19 protein-coding genes and 1 tRNA gene are annotated in these 18,496 nt (G+C 40.7%); 5 read left to right on the forward strand and 15 right to left on the reverse strand.

What is annotated here, in order from left to right; all coding sequences use genetic code 11:
- Nucleotides 1-268: 268 nt before the first annotated feature.
- The 5 genes from CC90_RS0115775 to CC90_RS0115795 all read right to left on the reverse strand — a co-directional run bounded on the left by CC90_RS0115775 (nucleotide 269) and on the right by CC90_RS0115795 (nucleotide 5,004).
- Nucleotides 269-1,090, reverse strand: a complete 822-nt coding sequence (locus CC90_RS0115775) for an alpha/beta fold hydrolase (RefSeq protein ID WP_031391703.1) — start codon at nucleotides 1,088-1,090, stop codon at nucleotides 269-271.
- A gap of 81 nt (nucleotides 1,091-1,171) precedes the next feature.
- Complete coding sequence (locus CC90_RS0115780; RefSeq protein ID WP_031391704.1) at nucleotides 1,172-1,768, reverse strand: ATP-binding cassette domain-containing protein; 597 nt, start codon at nucleotides 1,766-1,768, stop codon at nucleotides 1,172-1,174.
- Nucleotides 1,769-1,803: 35 nt separating this feature from the next.
- Nucleotides 1,804-2,574, reverse strand: coding sequence for an ABC transporter permease (locus CC90_RS0115785; RefSeq protein WP_035315778.1), 771 nt, complete (start codon nucleotides 2,572-2,574; stop codon nucleotides 1,804-1,806).
- A complete protein-coding gene (locus CC90_RS0115790; protein WP_031391706.1) occupies nucleotides 2,543-3,676 on the reverse strand; it encodes an ABC transporter substrate-binding protein in 1,134 nt (377 codons plus the stop codon). Before CC90_RS0115790 ends, CC90_RS0115785 begins: the two co-directional genes overlap by 32 nt.
- Nucleotides 3,677-3,699: 23 nt before the next feature.
- A complete protein-coding gene (locus CC90_RS0115795) occupies nucleotides 3,700-5,004 on the reverse strand; it encodes a DUF6688 domain-containing protein (protein WP_051869668.1) in 1,305 nt (434 codons plus the stop codon).
- A gap of 288 nt (nucleotides 5,005-5,292) precedes the next feature.
- Here CC90_RS0115795 and CC90_RS25305 point away from each other — a divergent pair, with 288 nt between their 5' ends.
- From CC90_RS25305 to CC90_RS0115810, 3 genes are all read left to right on the forward strand, one after another.
- Complete coding sequence (locus CC90_RS25305; protein WP_408606123.1) at nucleotides 5,293-5,373, forward strand: DUF6219 family protein; 81 nt, start codon at nucleotides 5,293-5,295, stop codon at nucleotides 5,371-5,373.
- Between the two features lie 24 nt (nucleotides 5,374-5,397).
- On the forward strand, nucleotides 5,398-5,667 hold the full coding sequence (locus CC90_RS0115805; RefSeq protein WP_051869672.1) for a DUF6110 family protein: 270 nt from the start codon (nucleotides 5,398-5,400) through the stop codon (nucleotides 5,665-5,667).
- Between the two features lie 136 nt (nucleotides 5,668-5,803).
- Nucleotides 5,804-7,879, forward strand: coding sequence for a heavy metal translocating P-type ATPase (locus CC90_RS0115810; protein ID WP_031391709.1), 2,076 nt, complete (start codon nucleotides 5,804-5,806; stop codon nucleotides 7,877-7,879).
- Between the two features lies 1 nt (nucleotide 7,880).
- On the opposite strand, the gene CC90_RS0115815 is transcribed toward CC90_RS0115810, so the two are convergent.
- On the reverse strand, nucleotides 7,881-9,068 hold the full coding sequence (locus tag CC90_RS0115815) for an anaerobic nitric oxide reductase flavorubredoxin (RefSeq protein ID WP_031391710.1): 1,188 nt from the start codon (nucleotides 9,066-9,068) through the stop codon (nucleotides 7,881-7,883).
- 272 nt (nucleotides 9,069-9,340) lie between these two features.
- Here CC90_RS0115815 and CC90_RS0115820 point away from each other — a divergent pair, with 272 nt between their 5' ends.
- Both CC90_RS0115820 and CC90_RS0115825 read left to right on the forward strand, forming a co-directional pair.
- Nucleotides 9,341-10,168, forward strand: coding sequence for a helix-turn-helix transcriptional regulator (locus CC90_RS0115820; RefSeq protein WP_031391711.1), 828 nt, complete (start codon nucleotides 9,341-9,343; stop codon nucleotides 10,166-10,168).
- Entirely contained in the window at nucleotides 10,165-10,623 is a 459-nt protein-coding gene (locus CC90_RS0115825; RefSeq protein ID WP_031391712.1) for a VOC family protein, read from the forward strand. The genes CC90_RS0115820 and CC90_RS0115825 overlap by 4 nt, the downstream gene beginning before the upstream one ends.
- Nucleotides 10,624-10,799: 176 nt before the next feature.
- Here the strand turns inward: CC90_RS0115825 and CC90_RS0115830 are convergent, their stop codons facing one another.
- The 9 genes from CC90_RS0115830 to CC90_RS0115870 all read right to left on the reverse strand — a co-directional run bounded on the left by CC90_RS0115830 (nucleotide 10,800) and on the right by CC90_RS0115870 (nucleotide 18,402).
- Nucleotides 10,800-11,660, reverse strand: a complete 861-nt coding sequence (locus CC90_RS0115830; protein WP_031391713.1) for an EamA family transporter — start codon at nucleotides 11,658-11,660, stop codon at nucleotides 10,800-10,802.
- Nucleotides 11,661-11,745: 85 nt separating this feature from the next.
- Nucleotides 11,746-11,818 (reverse strand) — tRNA-Arg (locus tag CC90_RS0115835).
- Between the two features lie 94 nt (nucleotides 11,819-11,912).
- Entirely contained in the window at nucleotides 11,913-12,803 is an 891-nt protein-coding gene (locus CC90_RS0115840; RefSeq protein ID WP_334291787.1) for a DUF3881 family protein, read from the reverse strand.
- Between the two features lie 57 nt (nucleotides 12,804-12,860).
- Entirely contained in the window at nucleotides 12,861-14,138 is a 1,278-nt protein-coding gene (gene serS / locus CC90_RS0115845; protein ID WP_031391715.1) for a serine--tRNA ligase, read from the reverse strand.
- Nucleotides 14,139-14,155: 17 nt separating this feature from the next.
- Entirely contained in the window at nucleotides 14,156-15,214 is a 1,059-nt protein-coding gene (locus CC90_RS0115850; RefSeq protein WP_051869673.1) for an HD-GYP domain-containing protein, read from the reverse strand.
- Nucleotides 15,215-15,235: 21 nt separating this feature from the next.
- Nucleotides 15,236-15,760, reverse strand: a complete 525-nt coding sequence (locus CC90_RS0115855) for a DUF4446 family protein (protein WP_330373242.1) — start codon at nucleotides 15,758-15,760, stop codon at nucleotides 15,236-15,238.
- 48 nt (nucleotides 15,761-15,808) lie between these two features.
- Complete coding sequence (locus tag CC90_RS0115860) at nucleotides 15,809-16,717, reverse strand: ParB/RepB/Spo0J family partition protein (protein WP_031391718.1); 909 nt, start codon at nucleotides 16,715-16,717, stop codon at nucleotides 15,809-15,811.
- A gap of 3 nt (nucleotides 16,718-16,720) precedes the next feature.
- Complete coding sequence (locus CC90_RS0115865; protein WP_031391719.1) at nucleotides 16,721-17,488, reverse strand: ParA family protein; 768 nt, start codon at nucleotides 17,486-17,488, stop codon at nucleotides 16,721-16,723.
- A gap of 269 nt (nucleotides 17,489-17,757) precedes the next feature.
- Nucleotides 17,758-18,402: a response regulator gene (locus CC90_RS0115870; RefSeq protein WP_031391720.1), complete on the reverse strand. Its 645-nt coding sequence runs from the start codon at nucleotides 18,400-18,402 to the stop codon at nucleotides 17,758-17,760.
- Between the last annotated feature and the right edge of the window lie 94 nt (nucleotides 18,403-18,496).

Here is an 18,496-nt window from a genome sequence, read left to right on the forward strand (position 1 = left end):
CATATAAATGTCAAGAAATATACCCTTTTATTAATTAAATTGCCAAAAAATTTTATAAGCATGCATGACTGTGATTTCTTCCCTTTGATAGACCCGAAATTCTATATAGCAGGCCATCATTAACAGTTCCGATATCCGATATTACAGGCCACCATTAACAGTCCCGATATCCGATATTACAGGCCACCATTGACAGTCCCGCCGTCTTCCGTTTACAGGAAATTAAGTAAGCGAAAGCTGGCGGGACGCTTTTGTCGGTTTTTTAAATCTATTTCCATACTTCATCAATTATACTAATAAATATCCGGTTAAATTTATCCAATTCATCATACATAATTCCGTGACCGCTGTTTTCAAGAGTGTACAACCTGGAACCACGAATACCTCTATGCTGAATTCTCGCAAGATCGTTAGATACAACAACATCTTTGGCGCCATGTATAATTGCCGTAGGCACACATACCGTCGCCAGATCTTTTCTTCCGTCCTCATCCCGAAGGGAAATGATTGCTTTCAAAGTACCGATCCCCGATGCAGAAAGTGCAATATCTTCAAACCAATTTTTAGCTGCTTCACTTTGAGGAGACGCAAATAACTGGTTATGCGCAAATTCATAAGCGAGCTTCGGCCTGTCGGTACGTACCTGCTCAATTAATCCATCCACATAACTTCTCGTAAGTCCATAGGGATAACCGGTGCGCTGCGTCCAGGAAGGTGCCGCTGCCGCTAACAAAATCAACTGCTTTACTCCGTATCCCTGATATATGTTCATGTACCGGAGTGCAATCGCCCCACCCATGGAGAATCCCACCAAAACAATATCCGTAAGGCGCAGCGTCGTAATAATTCCATAAATATCCGCTGCCATCCGGTCATAAGAATAACCGCAGGCTGGTGCATCTGAGCTGCCGAATCCTCTTAAATCGAGCGCCACTACCCGATAACCGCAGGCAATTAACTTTTCAACCTGATATTCATAGATTTTATGAGAGAGCGGCCAGCCGTGAATAAGAAAAACCGTATGGGTACCGCCGCAATCATAATTATACACTGCTATTTTTACATTATCTGAGGAAGTAATATAGAACATAACGATATCCTTAATAATAAAGTTATTTTATTATATGTACTTTTCTTCTCTTCGTTATGAAATAAGCGCTTCCAAATAATACTAATTTGTCCTATAATTATTATCATTCATATATATGATTTTCCCGCCCATAAATTTCGCTTCCTTTTCATCGTGGGTCACCAATATGACCGTTTTGCCCATACTTTTCTTCAGGGTGTAACTCATGACCTCGTTTTTTTTATGCTCATCCAGCCCTTTAAAAGGCTCGTCCAGAATCAGAATATCATAAGGAGATAGCAAAGCCCGCACCAAAGCGGTTCTTCTGCGCATGCCGCCGGACAACTCCCTGACGGGCTGCCTTTCACTTCCCTCAAGGCCTACTCTTCGCAGCTCCTTCTCGATCTGCGGCACGGTTACCCTGCTGTCGCATACGAGGCGGATATTGGCAATCGCGTTCAGATTCTCGCAAAGCCTGTCCTCTTGAAATACCATTCCAATCCTGCTGCCTTCCATCCCTGTAACGCTTCCTTCATCCGCTTTCTCAAGCCCCGCAAGAATCTTAAGAAGCGTAGTCTTCCCTGCGCCGGAAGGCGCCATAACAGAAGTAACTGCCCCCTCACTTATTCTGATGGAGAAGTTACGAAGTACCTCTTTTTCCCCGTATTTTTTTGACAAATTAATGATATCAATATCCATTTCTTACAGCTCTCCTTGGATTTTTCCCCGGGTTTTCAACCTCTCTCCACTTTTTTGACCAACTTATCCACAAAAAGAAGAAATATCTTCTCAAAACCTACACTCAAAAGAACAATAGTAAATGTCCATGCAAATAAATCCGGCGTCTGCAGATAAATCTTCGCTTCATACAGCTTCTCTCCGATAGAGCCCCTCGGAATCCCTATCACCTCCGCCGCCACCCCCGCCTTCCAGCACAATCCCAGAGACAGAGAGGCCGCCGTTTTGAAAAAGGGCATAATCTGGGAAAGGTATATATATCTGAGGCGTTTTCCATAAGGTACCTGAAAGACCTGAGCCATTTCCAGGAGCTGTCCGTCCATCCTCTCTATACCCTCCAGAATGTTCTGATAGACTACCGGCAGTACCATGAGAAAAGAAATAACCACCGATAAGTTACGGGAGGGCACCCATATCAATACGAGGATGATAAAGGACGCTACGGGTACCGCCTTTATTACCGCGATAAGAGGCCTCATCAGCTCCTTGATAAAAGTATTCATAGAACTGATTCCTGCCAATATCACCCCGGCACACAAAGCCAACAAGAACCCTCCTATAATGCGAAGGAGGGAAAAGGCAATGGACTGCCAGAACGAAAGGGTGAGCATCAATTGCAGGAATTTAAACAATACGACAGCAGGAGATACCAAAAGTATCTCCTGCCCAATAGAGCGCGCCGCTATCTCCCACATGAGCAGCCAAAGCAAAACAGCCCATATTTTTATTTTTGATCTATTTCCCTTGTCTTTCATAGTAAAAGTCATCAGCCGGAATCTCTCCTCCCACGGACTTCTCATTCTGTTCCAACAATACGCTCAAATATCCCGATAGTTTATCTTTCATTTCTGCGCCTTCGATAAATGTAATATTGCAGTACGGCAGCGCCTTTTGCGCTACAGCGGCAGGAACGATATCAAATTTCTCGATAAGCTTCGCCGCCTCCTCCACATTTCCGTTCACATAGTCTACGGATTTCTTATAGGAATCCATAAAGGCACTTACCGCCTCAGGATGCTCTTCTATGAAATCAGCTCTCGCCACAATGACTCCGGTAAGAAGGGCGCTGGGCGTCTCCTCATCCTTCTGCAGCTTGTCCCACTCCTGAGTCAGATCGAGCGCAATACGTATTCTGTCATTTTTTATCTGCGCTGTCGTAACGAAGGGCTGGGGAAGCAGCGCGATTCCTTCATCTTCAGAGGCCGCAAGCGCCGCTACACATTCCGCATGCTCGGATTTCCATTCAATCGTTACATCCTTTTCCGGGTCGATTCCATTTTTTATAAGTATATAGTTTAAGGCATATTCCGGGGTCGCACCTTTTCCGCTGGCATATATGGTTTTTCCCTTCAGATCCGCTGCCGAATGTACTGTATCGCCCGTATCCACGATATAGATTACACCCAAGGTATTGATAGCAAGCACCCGTATCTGTCCATCGGTATTGTTATAGAGCACCGAAGCGAGATTGGCAGGAACCGCCGCGATATCCGTCTCTCCCTGAACCAGTTTGGGTGTTACCTCATCCGCGGAAGCTGCGATGGTAAACTCATAATCGTTTCCATTCACAACACCGGTTTCACTTTCATTCATAAGCTCGACCAGGCCCATAGCCGTAGGCCCCTTCAATGCCATAACCCGAACTGTTGTATCTGCGGTATCTGTTGCATCCGCAATTTCTTCGGGAGCAGGCTCTTCCTGTGCCTTGGAAGAGTCTTCCACCTGAACTTCTTCACCAGAAGCCTGACTCTCAGCCCCTAAGGTCTCCTCCGACTGGCTCTGTGCAGAACTTCCCGCTTGGCTGCCGCAGCCGGTTATCAGCGTCAGACACAGAACCAAACTTATAGGTAACATTAATAACTTTTTCATACGTCTTCCCTTCTTTACTATTATTAATTTATTTCCCTGATCCTCATATGAGGCTTGGGGATGTACTGCAGTGCGATTCTATTCTCCGGCTTGCTGTCACAAAGATAAATGACCATCAGAAAAAACCATTCCGCCGGCTTCATAATATAATAAATCAAATCTGCCATAAACGGCGATTTTACATTCTTCGCAATCGGATAACCATATTTATCGTAAGCGCCCCTTACTATTCCGTGCAGACGAGGAGTCTTTTCCTCAAGAACCTGCTCAAATGCATTGGCAACGCAAAGCTGTCTGTTAACGATGACTTCATGTCCGTGCCTCACCCCAAGCCTTAAAGGCTTCACCACTCTCTTATGCCCGCCTGCTGCTACCGTGCATAAATAGTGTTCGTCGAACATAACATTTTGTGGTGCTACCCTCCTGGACAAGCTCCAATCCGCCGTCTCCGTCCAAGCCTTTATAAAGCTGTCAGGCGCCTGCCCGAACAGTATCAGGATCACGATTAAAATTCCCAAAAGCGGAATGGTAAGTACCAGTCCCACGATAGGCCACCTGGATGAATTCATCAGCCATGACCGGATAAAAGAAAGAGATTCCTTCGTCTGGCTCACATCTGAAACCTGAAGCTCCCGCCATCTAAATACAAGCTCCTTTACCGTCTTCATTACGATAAGTATGTAATTAAATGGAAACAAGCTAAAGAACAGGCTATCATATTCCATTTCCCATATTTGCACGACCCAGAGAATACACTGCGCTGCTCCCAGATACATGGCGGCAATGCAGAAGGTAAGAACTAAGGGCGGCAGCTTTTCCAGTCTGCCATAGCGGGCGATGACATATCCCAACAGAGAAACCCCGGCAATAGTTATTATGGTAGGCAGAGTCTCCGTAAGAACAGGCGAATGCTTCTCGAAATTACGGGCTTCCATCCACCAATCGTTGATAGTTATATTAGAAAAACCAGAACCTGCGTAAATAATGGAATAAGTAATTCCAAGAATAATAGTAAGCGCCTCTATTTTCCTGCTGCTGATCGAAAGCTCAGGAGAGGGGTTTTTTAAAAATAAAGCGACCATATTTATTGCGGTCAGTAACAAGGGTATTCCAACAAATATCCAAATAAGGGCAAAAACTATAAAATATATGGTTAAGCTATCCCGCTCTAGCCTATGATTCAATAGTTCTGAAATGAACACAACGACTGCCGGGACAGCCAGAATAGCAAAACTAAGAACCATGCATAAAAGTATCGGATGCTTTTTATAATGAAAAGTAGCTTTTCCAAACACTTCTTTCATGATATTTTTTAACTTTATATCCATTGTATTAATTCTCCCCTATTACGTTAAAAGTTCATTAAACTTTTATTACTTTTAAATATTACCACATAAAGCGATAAAATGAAAGAAAAGGGGAAATCTTTCGATTGTTTAAAATATGAGAATACTTTATTATAATAATTATATAGTAAGAAAATAATAATGAAATAAATAAGTTATAAGTTTATTGATAAAATTTATCAATAATAGGAAATTATTAGCAATCGACAATCGGCCCAGTTATAATATAATGACACCGATCATTTGTTATTATACTAAGGAGGAAGAGAAATGAAGCACCATAAATATTGGGCGTGGGCGATGGTATTCTGCCTCATAATGACAATATACACCGGACATAAACACAAATAATTACGAAAGAGGAGGTATTTAAAAATGCTCGAATGTTTAAAAAAAATTGATGCGAAAAAAACGGGACTTTTTGCGGCGGGAGTTTTATTCGGAACCGCCGGAATTAAAATACTCTCAAGCAAGGATGCGAAGAAAGTATATACAAACTGTACGGCTGCAGTTTTGCGGGCAAAGGAATGCGTGATGCAGACAGTCACTACTGTTCAGGAGAATGCTGAAGATATTTTAGCTGAAGCAAAACAGATAAATGAAGACAGAACGTCCGGGGAAGAAATTGCCGACGGCGAAGAATAAACCTAAGGGCTGCGACGGAATTACAAAAGCAGATAAACGGTTACTATTTACAGTGTTGCTATAAACCGTAACAATGTGAATAGTAACAGAAAACGCCTACAGAACTTCTGTAGGTGTTTTTTGAAAGGAGAACACATTGAGGTTTATAATTGAACATGAGATAAAAGGCCGTATGCGCATCCATGCCGGCAGCAATAAAATGACATATGAACAGGCAGATACCCTGCTATATTATCTGCATAATTTAAAAAATGTCATTTATGCCAAGGTATATGACAGAACCGGCGGCGCGGCTATTTCCTATGTAGGCTCCAGAGATGATATGATAAGGGCACTTAAGGATTTCCATTATGAAAAGGTGGTGGTTCCTCCAAGCGTTTTGGAAAATTCAGGAAGAGAGTTGAATACCAAATATCAAGAAAAACTGATAAATAAAGTACTCTTCCATTATGGAAGAAAACTGTTTCTTCCCTATCCTCTCAGGGTGTGCTATACCGGAATAAAATCTATAAAATACATATATGAGGGCATAAAATCTCTTTCCAAAGGAAAAGTCGAGGTATCCGTTCTGGATGCTACAGCTATCGGAGTATCTGTCTTGCGCAGCGACATAGAAACCGCTGGTTCGATTATGTTTCTCTTGGGTATCGGCGAGCTTTTAGAAGAATGGACTCACAAAAAATCGGTAGGGGACCTCGCCAGAAGTATGGCACTTAATATCGATAAGGTCTGGCTCGTTAGAAATAGCCAGGAAATATTGGTTCCATCCACAGAAATCGAAGCGGAGGATAAGGTTCTGGTCCATATGGGAAATGTGGTTCCTTTTGACGGAGAGGTGTTTGCGGGAGAAGCGATGGTAAATCAGGCTTCCCTTACCGGAGAATCCGTACCGGTAAGGAAATGCAAAGACAGCTATGTATATGCGGGTACCGTGATAGAAGAAGGCGGGCTTACCATTACGGTAAAAGAGACGAAGAACACTACCAAGTTCCAGAAAATTGTAACAATGATTGAAGAATCGGAAAAATTAAAATCTGCTTTGGAAAGCAAAGCTGCCCATCTGGCGGATAAGCTGGTACCTTATACTCTTGGAGGAACTGCCCTTACCTATCTTTTGACAAGAAATGTGACGAAAGCGCTGGCAATATTAATGGTAGACTTTTCCTGTGCCCTAAAGCTTTGTATGCCGATATCCGTTCTGTCAGCCATCCGTGAGGCCAGCCTTTACAATATCACCGTAAAAGGCGGTAAATATCTGGAGGCTATAGCGGATGCAGATACCATCGTCTTCGATAAGACCGGTACCCTTACCAAGGCCCAGCCCACTGTTATCAATGTGGTTTCTTTTAATGGAGATTCTCCCGACGAGCTGCTTCGGATGGCTGCCTGCATGGAAGAGCACTTTCCTCATTCCATGGCTAAAGCCGTAGTAAACGCTGCCAGGGAAAGGAATCTGGAGCATGAAGAAATGCACTCTAAGGTAGATTATATTGTCGCACACGGTATTTCTACTTTTATAGGCGATAAAAAGGCGATTATCGGCAGCCACCACTTCGTGTTCGAGGATGAGAGCTGCGAACTTCCTCAGGGTACGGAGGAGAAGTTCCGTAATTTGCCCGAAGAACAATCTCACCTATACCTTGCCATAGACAACAAGCTGGCAGGAGTCATCTGCATAGAAGATCCTCTCAGAGAAGAAGCCGAGGGAATCATCAACTCCTTGAAAAAAGCCGGAATAAACAAGATAGTCATGATGACTGGCGATAACGAACGCACTGCTGCCTCTATCGCAAAGATGGTGGGTGTAGATGAATACTATTCAGAGGTACTTCCCGAAGACAAGGCGAAATATATTGAAAAAGAAAAAGCTGAGGGAAAAAAGGTGATTATGGTAGGGGACGGCATTAACGATTCTCCCGCCCTATCTGCCGCCGACGTAGGAATAGCTATCAGCGACGGAGCTGAAATTGCCAGAGAAATCGCAGATATCATTATTGGCGAAGACAACCTCTTCGGAGTGGTTACCTTGAAGCTGCTTAGTGACAGCCTGATGAAACGCATCAGCAAGAACTATCGCTTCATTGTCGGCTTTAACTCCGGATTGATCGCTCTGGGAGCCGGAGGCGTCCTGCAGCCCGCAACCTCTGCGCTGCTGCACAACACCTCCACGCTGGCCGTGAGCGTAAGGAGCATGAGTAATTTACTGGAATAAATTAAAGCGCCCCGGCAAATTGTTTGCCGAATTCCACACAAGAGGCAAGGCCCTCCTCATCCGGAACCCAAAGCAGACGCAGGCCGTCATTGACGACTTCAAAGCCTCCTTCACCGAGGGCCTTCGTCAATTGCTTCACCGACTCGCCGCTCCAGCCGTAGCTTCCAAAAGCTGCGGCTTTTTTGTTTTTTAATTTAAGGCCCTTCATCATCTCGAGAATGCCGCCCATAGAAAAGAGCAATCCGTTGTTAATAGTAGAGGAGCCTGCAAGAATGGCTTTGGAGCGAAATACCTCTGTAATAATATCGTTCTTGTCCTCCTTCGCAGCATTCATCAGCTTGACCGTTATCGAGGAATCGGCGTGACGGATTCCCTCCGCTATGGCTTCCGCCATTTTACGGGTGGAATTCCACATAGTATCATAAACTAATGTAACCTGATTTTCCTGATAGTTATCCGCCCACTTTAAATAGCTCTCTATGATCTGAGCCGGGTTATCCTTCCAGATTACTCCATGGCTGGTGCAGATCATATCTACCGGAAGGTTAAGAGCCAGAACCTCTTTGATTTTCTTCATAACGAGAGGACTGAAGGGCGTAAGGATATTCGCATAATATTTCAATGCCTCCGCAAAAAGCTCCGCTTCATCCACAGCATCGTTATAGAGAGACTCTGTTGCATAATGCTGTCCAAAGGCATCGTTGCTGAAAAGGATATTCTCCCCTGTCATATAGGTCATCATGCTGTCCGGCCAATGAAGCATGGGAGCCTCCACGAAAACCAGCTTGCTTTCACCAATATCCAGGGAATCTCCGGTCTTAACAGTAACAAAATTCCATTCCTGATGATAATGACCCTTTATTATTTTCACACCGTTCGCCGTACAATAAATGGGAGTATCCGGAATCTCTCTCATCAATTCGGGCAATGCGCCGCTATGATCGATTTCATTGTGGTTCATAATAATATAGTCGATTTTCTTTAAATCGATTTCCTGCTTTAGCCTGGTTACGAACTCTTTGTCATAGGGCTGCCATACCGTGTCGATCAGCACTGTTTTTTGATCTCTGATTAAATAAGAATTGTAGGAAGAGCCTCTGTGGGTGGAATACTCATCCCCATGAAACTTCACAAGCTCCCAGTCCGTTTTTCCTACCCAGCTAACTTTATCGGTTAATTTCTTTCCCATAAAATACCTCCTTTTTTCTTTCCTTTTTATACTTTCCGTTTTTCTTATTATTTAATCATACCTGAAATCCTTGGCAGGTACAAGTTCTATCAGATAATATCGGGTTTAAAATTCCTTTTTTAAAAATAGGAAATGGTTAAAATAGCTTACTTGTAAACAACAAATATAAAAAGTATAATATATTTGGAAATATCCACATCTAACTATGTAAAAACGAATACCGACTTACTGAGACATCTATGACTTTATCAAACAAGAAAGGAGAGTGTACCGTGCTTATTCATAGTGATAACGCCTTTAATATAAGCCCGCCACACATACTGCTCAATGAGTATGTCTTTTTCTATAATGTAGTTTTCCCAACCCCAGGTATGTTCGTAGCGAATTATACTCTTATGCCGGACGCTTGCGGTACATTATCTCTCACTTTTAATGGAAGAAATATTCAGGCCGAATTATGGGGGGCTTCTGTAACTCCTACCTTGCTTGGAACCGAGCCTAACAAATATCATGTTATGCTGCTAATACAGCTTTCACCCTATGGCCTGTACCAAATAACGCATTGTCATCAGGGCGAATTAGCAGATAAACGTTTATTGCTGGAAAATGTTGATAAGAGGCTTTTCACTTCTCTTTGCCAAGCTTTTGAGACTGCCGACAATATATCGGGACTATTCAGTATGTGCGATAAGATTTTATATAGCCGCATGGAGCATTGCATTGTTTCTGAAGCCCTACTCTCTGCAACAAGAAAAATTTCGGATAACCAGGGTCAAATACTTGTCTCTGAACTTGCCAAAAAGGTTGGCTATAGTGAGCGGCAATTGAATCGCTTATTCCTGATGCAAATAGGTATGAATGTCAAAAGCTATACCCGCCTTGTTCGTTTTAACTATGTGTTAAGTAATATACAAAAATCGCCTTACTTCTTCTCGGAATTATCACAACAAGCCGGATATTTTGATCAACCCCATTTTGACAAGGATTTCAAAGCGATTAGTGGTGTTACTCCTCAGAATTATTTGAAAACTATGTCGGATTTCTACTATGATGCTTCAGAAGTATCCCCTATGCTATCATTAAGGAGGGATAGCATATGAAATATCAAGGTTGTTTATTAGCGGTTAAGGATATGACCGCATCAAAAAATTTTTATGAAAAGGTGCTTCACCAGAAGATTCTTATGGACATTGGTCTACACGTCACCTTTGAGGGATTTTCTCTACAGCAGGGGTATGCCGAGTTGATTGGCATTCCGGCAGACAGCGTCCGGGAACAATCACATAATTTTCAAGTCTATTTTCAAGTAGAGGATTTGAATACAGTGTACACTGAACTAAAACAGATACCTGGTTTGTTATGGGTACATGAGATAACGGAATATCCGTGGGGACAGTGTGCCATTCGGATTTATGACCCGGACAAGCATATTGTAGAAATTGCGGAGGATATGGATGTGGTTATCAAGCGCTTCATTGGACAGGGTATGTCGGTTGAGGAAGTTGCCGAGCGCACCATGTTTCCTCTTGAGATCGTGAAACAATATGCGGGCTGATTTCACCCTTAAAAAATACCCCGAACAGCGGTTTTGGCTTTATTGAAACCGCTGTTTTTAGGTTCATCCATATGTATGGCAGCATTATTAGACTTTTTATCTTGGTTCTCTATCTTATCTCCCGGCTGTTCTGCCTAGCCTGCGCTTGCTCCAGTGATTAAAAGATAGCCTACAGACTAAAATAATAACATAATTGTTCCGGATATAACGAATAACAAACCGGCAAAGGCTTTTCTCGAGAGTTTTTCTTTAAGAAATAAATAGGAAAATGCAATTGTAACCACAATACTCAGTTTATCAATGGGTACAACCACACTGGTCTTTCCTTCCTGAAGAGCACGATAATAGCAAAGCCAGGAGAGGCCGGTTGCAAGACCGGAAAGTGCAATAAATATCCAGCTTTTCTTATCGATATTCTTTATGAGAACATGCTTTTTTTGAAACAAAACGATTCCCCAAGCGATAACCAATACGACAATTGTGCGTATCGCTGTTCCTAGATTTGATTCGATTCCCTGTATCCCAATTTTCCCAAGAATAGAGGTCAATGCAGCAAAAATAGCTGACAGAACGGCATAGAACAGCCATGATCTGTTCTCGGTGCCGGTAGTATCAGATTCTTTCCGTTGTATCATGAGATAAGTCCCGGCAGCAAGTAATATAATACCGCACCACATCCAAACGGTCGGTACTTCCCCTAAAATTATGAAAGCAAGAAAGATGGTCAATATCGTACTGCTCTTATCAACGGGCGTCACTTTATTGACAGTTCCAAGCTGTAATGCTTTGAAATAGCACAGCCATGATGCCCCGGTAGCTGCACCTGATAGAATTAAGAATATAAGACTATAAGTAGAAATAGTATCAATGGTATACTGTGAACCCACAACAAAAACCATCATCCACGAAAACAAAAGAACAATAACTGTCCGTAAAGCAGTTGCCAAATTAGAATCAGTATTTTTAACACCAATTTTCGCCAAAACAGACGTCATGCCCGCAAACAATGCCGAGCCGAAAGCATACAAAAGCCACATTGATATCCCCCCTTAAATCAAATGTCTTGATTATACAATTAAAAAGAGAAGTATTGAAAAGCTCATTGCTTTCAATACTTCCCAGCGTTCCCGAGACGATTTGAACGTCCGACCCCTCGCTTAGGAGGCGAGTGCTCTATCCCCTGAGCTACGAGAACATTTTATGGAAAAGGGACTGTTACCGAATTATTCTACCACAAGAATCCAACTCTGGCAACCTTCCCTTTTCTAAATTTTTCTCTTAAATTATTACTATTCAGGAAAATTAATAAATCCCTGCATCCATATATTTCCTTTGAACCTTCTCCCTACCTGAGGATCACCGTACAAATCCTCGGTATTGATGCAGATGTCGAACTGCAAATCGTTACAGCTCACAGTCATCTGATGGATTTCCTCGCCGGTCATTTTATTGGTCACCTTATGACATTCTATTATCTCTCCCAGAATCGAGTACTGGTCGCATTCCACGCCGTAGGGCATAAAATAAGTGTCTACGAGGCTGAAAACGTCCTCTTTTTGAATTCTCTTGGAGATAGTAGTGTAGGTATCCATATCCTCTAACGTCAGGCTTTCAATAGCGTCCTCATCTCCCTTTCTTGCAGCAGCAATCAAAGAATTACGATTATTGGATGCCTTTTGAATGATTTTTTTGTCTTTTTCATTTTTTATAATCGGCATCATAACTTTTCCTTGAAGGGAAAGGCCCGACAGAGTAAGTGTCGTTCCCCTTATCGGAAGGCTGTTGTTATTTTGTGCCTTCACGTATGGAATCATATTCTGCAAATAGAAAATAAGCGAAACCCCGATTTTAATATCGTCGCATACCCCTGCATAAGATTCCGTACCGGCATGGCGTTCCACGGATACATCTTCCTCCGAAGTAATACCGGTTCCTCTCAAATACGGATAATAATAATCGTATGAGTATCTCTCTTCCCTATCAAATTCACCGCAGACTGCGATTCCCATATTTTCAGCAAAATCTTTGCGGAATTCTGCTATGATCGTATCTTCACCATTAGATGTATAAGCACGCTCATTTGTATTTACAATAATATCGGTTAAAAGATTTTGCAGTTCTTTTCTATCCTTCAATTTACTAAAACCGATTGCCCTTAAATATTTATGCAAAGATTTCACCTCTTTTCAAAATTACAAATTGCATTGGGGCAAGGACATAAAAATTATTTTTGTACATTATTTAATTACTTTCTTACCGCCCATATAAGGCTGCAGCACTTCAGGAATTCTTATGGAACCGTCCGCTTGAAGATTGTTCTCCAGAAATGCGATCAGCATTCTCGGCGGAGCGACTACCGTATTATTTAATGTATGCGCGAAGTACTTTCCATTTTCTCCGTTTACACGAATTTTTAATCTTCTTGCCTGTGCATCTCCTAAATTGGAGCAGCTTCCTACTTCAAAATATTTCTCCTGCCTCGGAGACCATGCTTCCACATCGTAAGACTTTACCTTAAGGTCTGCCAGATCGCCGGAGCAGCACTCGATCGTCCTTACCGGAATATCCATAGAGCGAAATAAATCTACCGTGTTTTGCCATAACTTCTCAAACCACATGGGAGATTCTTCAGGCTTACATACTACCACCATCTCCTGCTTCTCAAACTGATGGATTCTGTATACACCGCGTTCCTCCAACCCATGAGCACCTTTTTCCTTTCTAAAACAAGGAGAGTAGCTGGTGAGTGTCTTAGGAAGTTCTTCCTCAGAAACGATAGTGTCAATAAACTTGCCTATCATGGAATGCTCGGAAGTTCCGATCAAATACAGATCCTCACCTTCAATCTTGTACATCATCGCTTCCATTTCAGCAAAACTCATAACTCCCGTCACTACATTGCTCCGAATCATAAAAGGAGGAATGCAGTAAGTAAATCCCCTGTCAATCATAAAGTCTCTCGCATAGGAGATAACTGCAGAATGAAGTCTTGCAATATCACCCATCAAATAATAGAAACCATTTCCGGCAACCTTTCTGGCGCTGTCCAAGTCAATACCATTCAGTTTCTCCATAATTTCCGTATGATAAGGTATTTCAAAATCGGGAATTACAGGCTCACCGTATTTTTTGATCTCTACGTTTTCCGAATCGTCCTTGCCGATAGGTACGCTGGAGTCTATGATATTAGGGATTGTCATCATTATTTTCGTTATCTTTTCTTCGAGTCCCTTTTCAATTTCTTCAAGCTCTGCAAGACGTTTCGCGCCGGCAGCGACCTCCGCTTTCTTTTCTTCCGCCTCTTCCTTTTTTCCCTGGGACATCAATGTTCCTATTTCTTTGGAAATCTTATTGCGGTTTGCCCTTAAGTCATCCGCCTCCTGCTGTGTCTTTCTGCTCTCCAAATCCAGCGCGATTACTTCATCCACCAGAGCAATTTTATTATCCTGAAACTTCTTTTTAATATTTTCTTTTACTTCTTCCGGGTTCTCCCTCAAGAATTTAATGTCAATCATTGCCTTACTCCTCTTTTCTATTTAATATTTTCCATTACTCTCTCAATATATATATTATCATATACCGATAAGTCCTTAACTATATCTTGTAGAACCGTTTCACCTTTATTATCGTATATTATCTTGATGAACGGCTTGTCCGGCAAATTTTTATTCTGCCTCAGAACAATGGCTATTTCTCCTTCTGTGGTAAGAACGTAGGAACCTGCCGGATAGACCGCAGTAAATTCGAGGAATATATCTATAATTTTACCATCATACAGAATATCTTTATTTTTTCTTAGATGATCGATAGCCTCGTGGACCTTTATCCTCTCACAGCCGATACCGCATATCATTTCATCGAAAGCATCGCAAACATTAACTATTCTCGCTTCCACCGGAATATCGGTAGCCTTCAGCGGATAGCCGGAGCCATCCAATCTCTCATGATGGTACAAGATAATATTCTTACCCAGCTCAGAAATCCATGGCTCGTTCTTCAAAGCCGAATATCCGTATACGGGATGTTTTTTATATTCTGACAGCTCAAGCTCAGACAACTGCTCGAGCTTTTTATTCATATAGTTGATTGTTAAATATCTCAAGCCCAAATCGTGCAGAAGACACGCTACACCTATGTCATGTATTCTCTCTTGAGGAATTTTCATTTTTAAAGAGGTCAATATCGCTAAAGAACAAATAGTAATTGAATGTTCGTAAATATCGGCAATTCTTTCCTTAATATCGTATATCTTTTCAATTACCTCTTCTTCTTCCAAAAGGTTTTTAATAATATTATCTGCCGTTTTACTCAATTCTACTAATTCTTTGCTATGAGTATAAGTATGTTTTTCGATAACCGTTCTAACTTTTTCTTTAAAGTTATTTTCTATTTCATCTTTTAACAATACTACTTCTTCCGTATTGATTTCTTCTCTTATGTATACTTCTCTAATTCCCAGCTCGCTTAATTTCTCAATATATTCTTTCCGTAAAATTGTTCCTTCCGCTAACAATTCTTGATAGTCCAGCGACATAATTGGCCTGGATAGAACTTCTCCACCAGACAAATTACCGATATCACATACCTTCATCAATATTACTCCTCTTCTATGTTAGCCCTCTATATCCATGGCCATATCGAGCGCTTGTTTTTCTTCCTCCCCCAATAAAATTGCACACTGCCCATTTTTTATTTCTTTCGTGTAAGAATAGCAACCCTCTGTGCTATGAACGGAATTCAATACAAAGCCATTATTGTTTTCATCAAGCAAAGCCAAACTAAAACTGAGTTGGCCTCCCATTTGCTTGAACGCATCGTATTTTACTACTCCTATTTTTTGGAAGGTAGATTCCAGTTTCTTGTATAGATCTCTTATATCTCTTTTATTTTTCTCAGCCGCTGCTTTTACAAATTTATTATCTTCATATAATCCGATAATGTCCTTCTCTAAATTCTTTGCGTCCTTACCCTGCATAAACTTAGAATACTTTTTCTTCAGTTTTGACGTGCTGACCATTTGGATAATAACTAACACTGCTAGTATGATAATAAGGATTACCATCCCTATCATTAGATAACCTATATCCAGGTTACCCAATCCAATATAACTCAATATTTCACTATTCACAATTTTCATTTCCTCCATTCGTATTTTGCCAAAGGTATCAATTCAGTTTATCATTATTTAGTGCGTTAGTTTATCTGTAATTTTTTCCAAATCGTCATGATTGTAAAATTCGATTTCTATTTTTCCGGTACCTTCGCCTTTGGAGGATATGCATACTTTCGTACTAAGAGCTTGCTTTAGTTTTTCTTCTAAATCCTGATAAATCACTTCCAGGTTTTTATCAGTCAATACAACCTTTTTCGGTTTGATTGGCTTATTTAAATCCTTTATCATCTTCTCCACATCGCGTACACTCAGCTTCTCATCAAAAATTTTCTGAGCCAAAGTATACTGCTGTTCTTCATCCTCTATTGGAATAAGTGCTCTTGCATGTCCAGTGGAAATCATATCGTTGATAATCATTTGCTGTACTTCATCGCAAAGCTTCAATAAACGCATGGAGTTTGTTACAGCGGTTCTGCTCTTAGATACCCTTTCCGCCACTTCATCCTGCTTTAAATTAAATTCGTTCAACAATCTCTTATAAGCTAACGCTTCTTCAATAGGATTTAAATCTTCTCTCTGAATATTTTCAATTAAAGAAATTTCAACTATTTCCTGCTCAGTCAGATTCCTTATGATAACCGGCACTTCCTTCAATCCGGCCATCTTCGCAGCACGCCATCTTCTCTCACCTGCTATTATTTCATAATAAGTCTTCCTATCCTGAACAAGAATAGGCTGGAGCAAACCAAACTGCTTGATAGATTCTGCCAATTCCAATAATGAATCCTCATCGAAATTCTTTCTCGGCTGCTCCCTATTCGGTTCAACCTTAGTAATCTTCACTAATGTTTCCGAGCTGTTTTCATTCCACCCGTTCTCATTCTTGGATACCTCTCTTTTTTGTGAGGCATTACTTGCCTTGGTATCCAATCCACTCGGTATTAAAGCATCAAGTCCCTTACCCAATCCTCTCGCCGCCATAACTTATACACCCTTTCTATTAATAACTTCATCCGCAAGTAACAAATAAGCCTCGGCGCCTGCCGATTTTGCATCGTACATATTTATTGGCATCCCATAGCTGGGAGCCTCCGCCAAACGAATATTTCTTGGGATAACAGTCTTATATATATTTTGATTCAAATGACTCTTAACATTTTCGACTACCTGCATAGATAGATTTGTTCTTGAATCATACATTGTAAAGACAACTCCCTCTATATCCAAGTCTGGATTCAATCTCTCTTTTACCAAATTCACCGTATGTATCAACTGGCTCAATCCTTCCAATGCATAATATTCACACTGAATAGGAACTAATACTGAATCAGCCGTCGTCATCGCATTGATTGTTAGCATATTGAGAGAAGGGGGACAATCGATAATAATATAATCGTACTGATCCTTAATCCAATCGACTTCATTTCTCAGGATAAATTCTTTTTTATCCACTCCTATTAATTCAATTTCGGTCGCCGCAAGATTCACATTAGAAGGAATAATAGATACGCCCGGAACAATATTTTTTATAATACTTTCTTGGATAGAACATTCTCCCAGTATCAATTCATAAACCGTATTGTCCAGTTCATTTTTATTAATGCCGAATCCACTAGTCGTATTTCCCTGAGGGTCCGTATCTATGACTAATACTTTTTTTCCTTTCTCTGCAAGTGAAGCAGATAAGTTAATCGATGTTGTCGTCTTACCGACTCCACCTTTTTGATTTGCAATTGCAATCGTTCTTCCCATTTTTTATACTCGCCTTTCGTTTTTCAAACGATTTTCTAATTATATTATTTTATCGTCTTGTTCGATTATATCATTAATTATATGTAGAATCTACATAATTTTGAGTTTATCTCATGTTTCACGCTAATTAAAATGTTTCACGGACATGTTTTACAACATCTAGCGCTTCTATGTTTCACGTGAAACATTATGTAGTGGAATAATTAAAAAAGAGCACTATATGTTTCACGTGAAACATTAAATACTCTTCTTTTTCCAGTATTTAAAACCTAATAAAGCTGTATCAAGTTATTTTTAATTGCAAAAACAGCAGCTTGAGTCCTATCGTTAACCTCTATCTTCTTAAAAATATTGGATATATGATTCTTAACAGTTCTCTCACTAATATCTAAGCTGTTTGCGATCTCCTTATTGAACATACCATTCGATACTTGAATCAAAACTTCCAATTCTCTTCTGGTCAAGGAATCTATTTTTTCTTTATCCACATCTCTATTGACTAACCTTGAATTCAATGCAGGAATCAAACTGGGCTGTATATAATTTTCACCCTGTATAATATAACTAATAGCTCGTTTTAATTCTGCCGATTCAGTATCCTTTAATATATATCCGTCAGCTCCAATATCTATCGCCTTCAATAAATATTCAACTTCATTATGTACCGTCAGCATTAGAATCTTTACAGACATACCTTTCTTCTTAATTTCAGTCAACACCTCAATACCATTTTTGTTAGGCATATTTATATCCAATAAAATAATATCAGGAATTATATGCTTCAAATTATCCAAACACTCAACCCCATCCGATGCCTCAGAAATTACTTCAATACTTCCATCAAACTCCAAAAGATTCTTTATCCCCTCCCTCATCAAAATATGGTCATCCACCAACATCACTTTAATTGACATCTTATATTATTACTCCTTTCAATCCAGGATTACTCTTTCAACTATGAAATACTAAATCCCAAAATTTCATATATAATAATGTATAATCCTATAA

The sequence above is a fragment of the Kineothrix alysoides genome, assembly GCF_000732725.1.
GTDB lineage: Bacteria > Bacillota > Clostridia > Lachnospirales > Lachnospiraceae > Kineothrix > Kineothrix alysoides.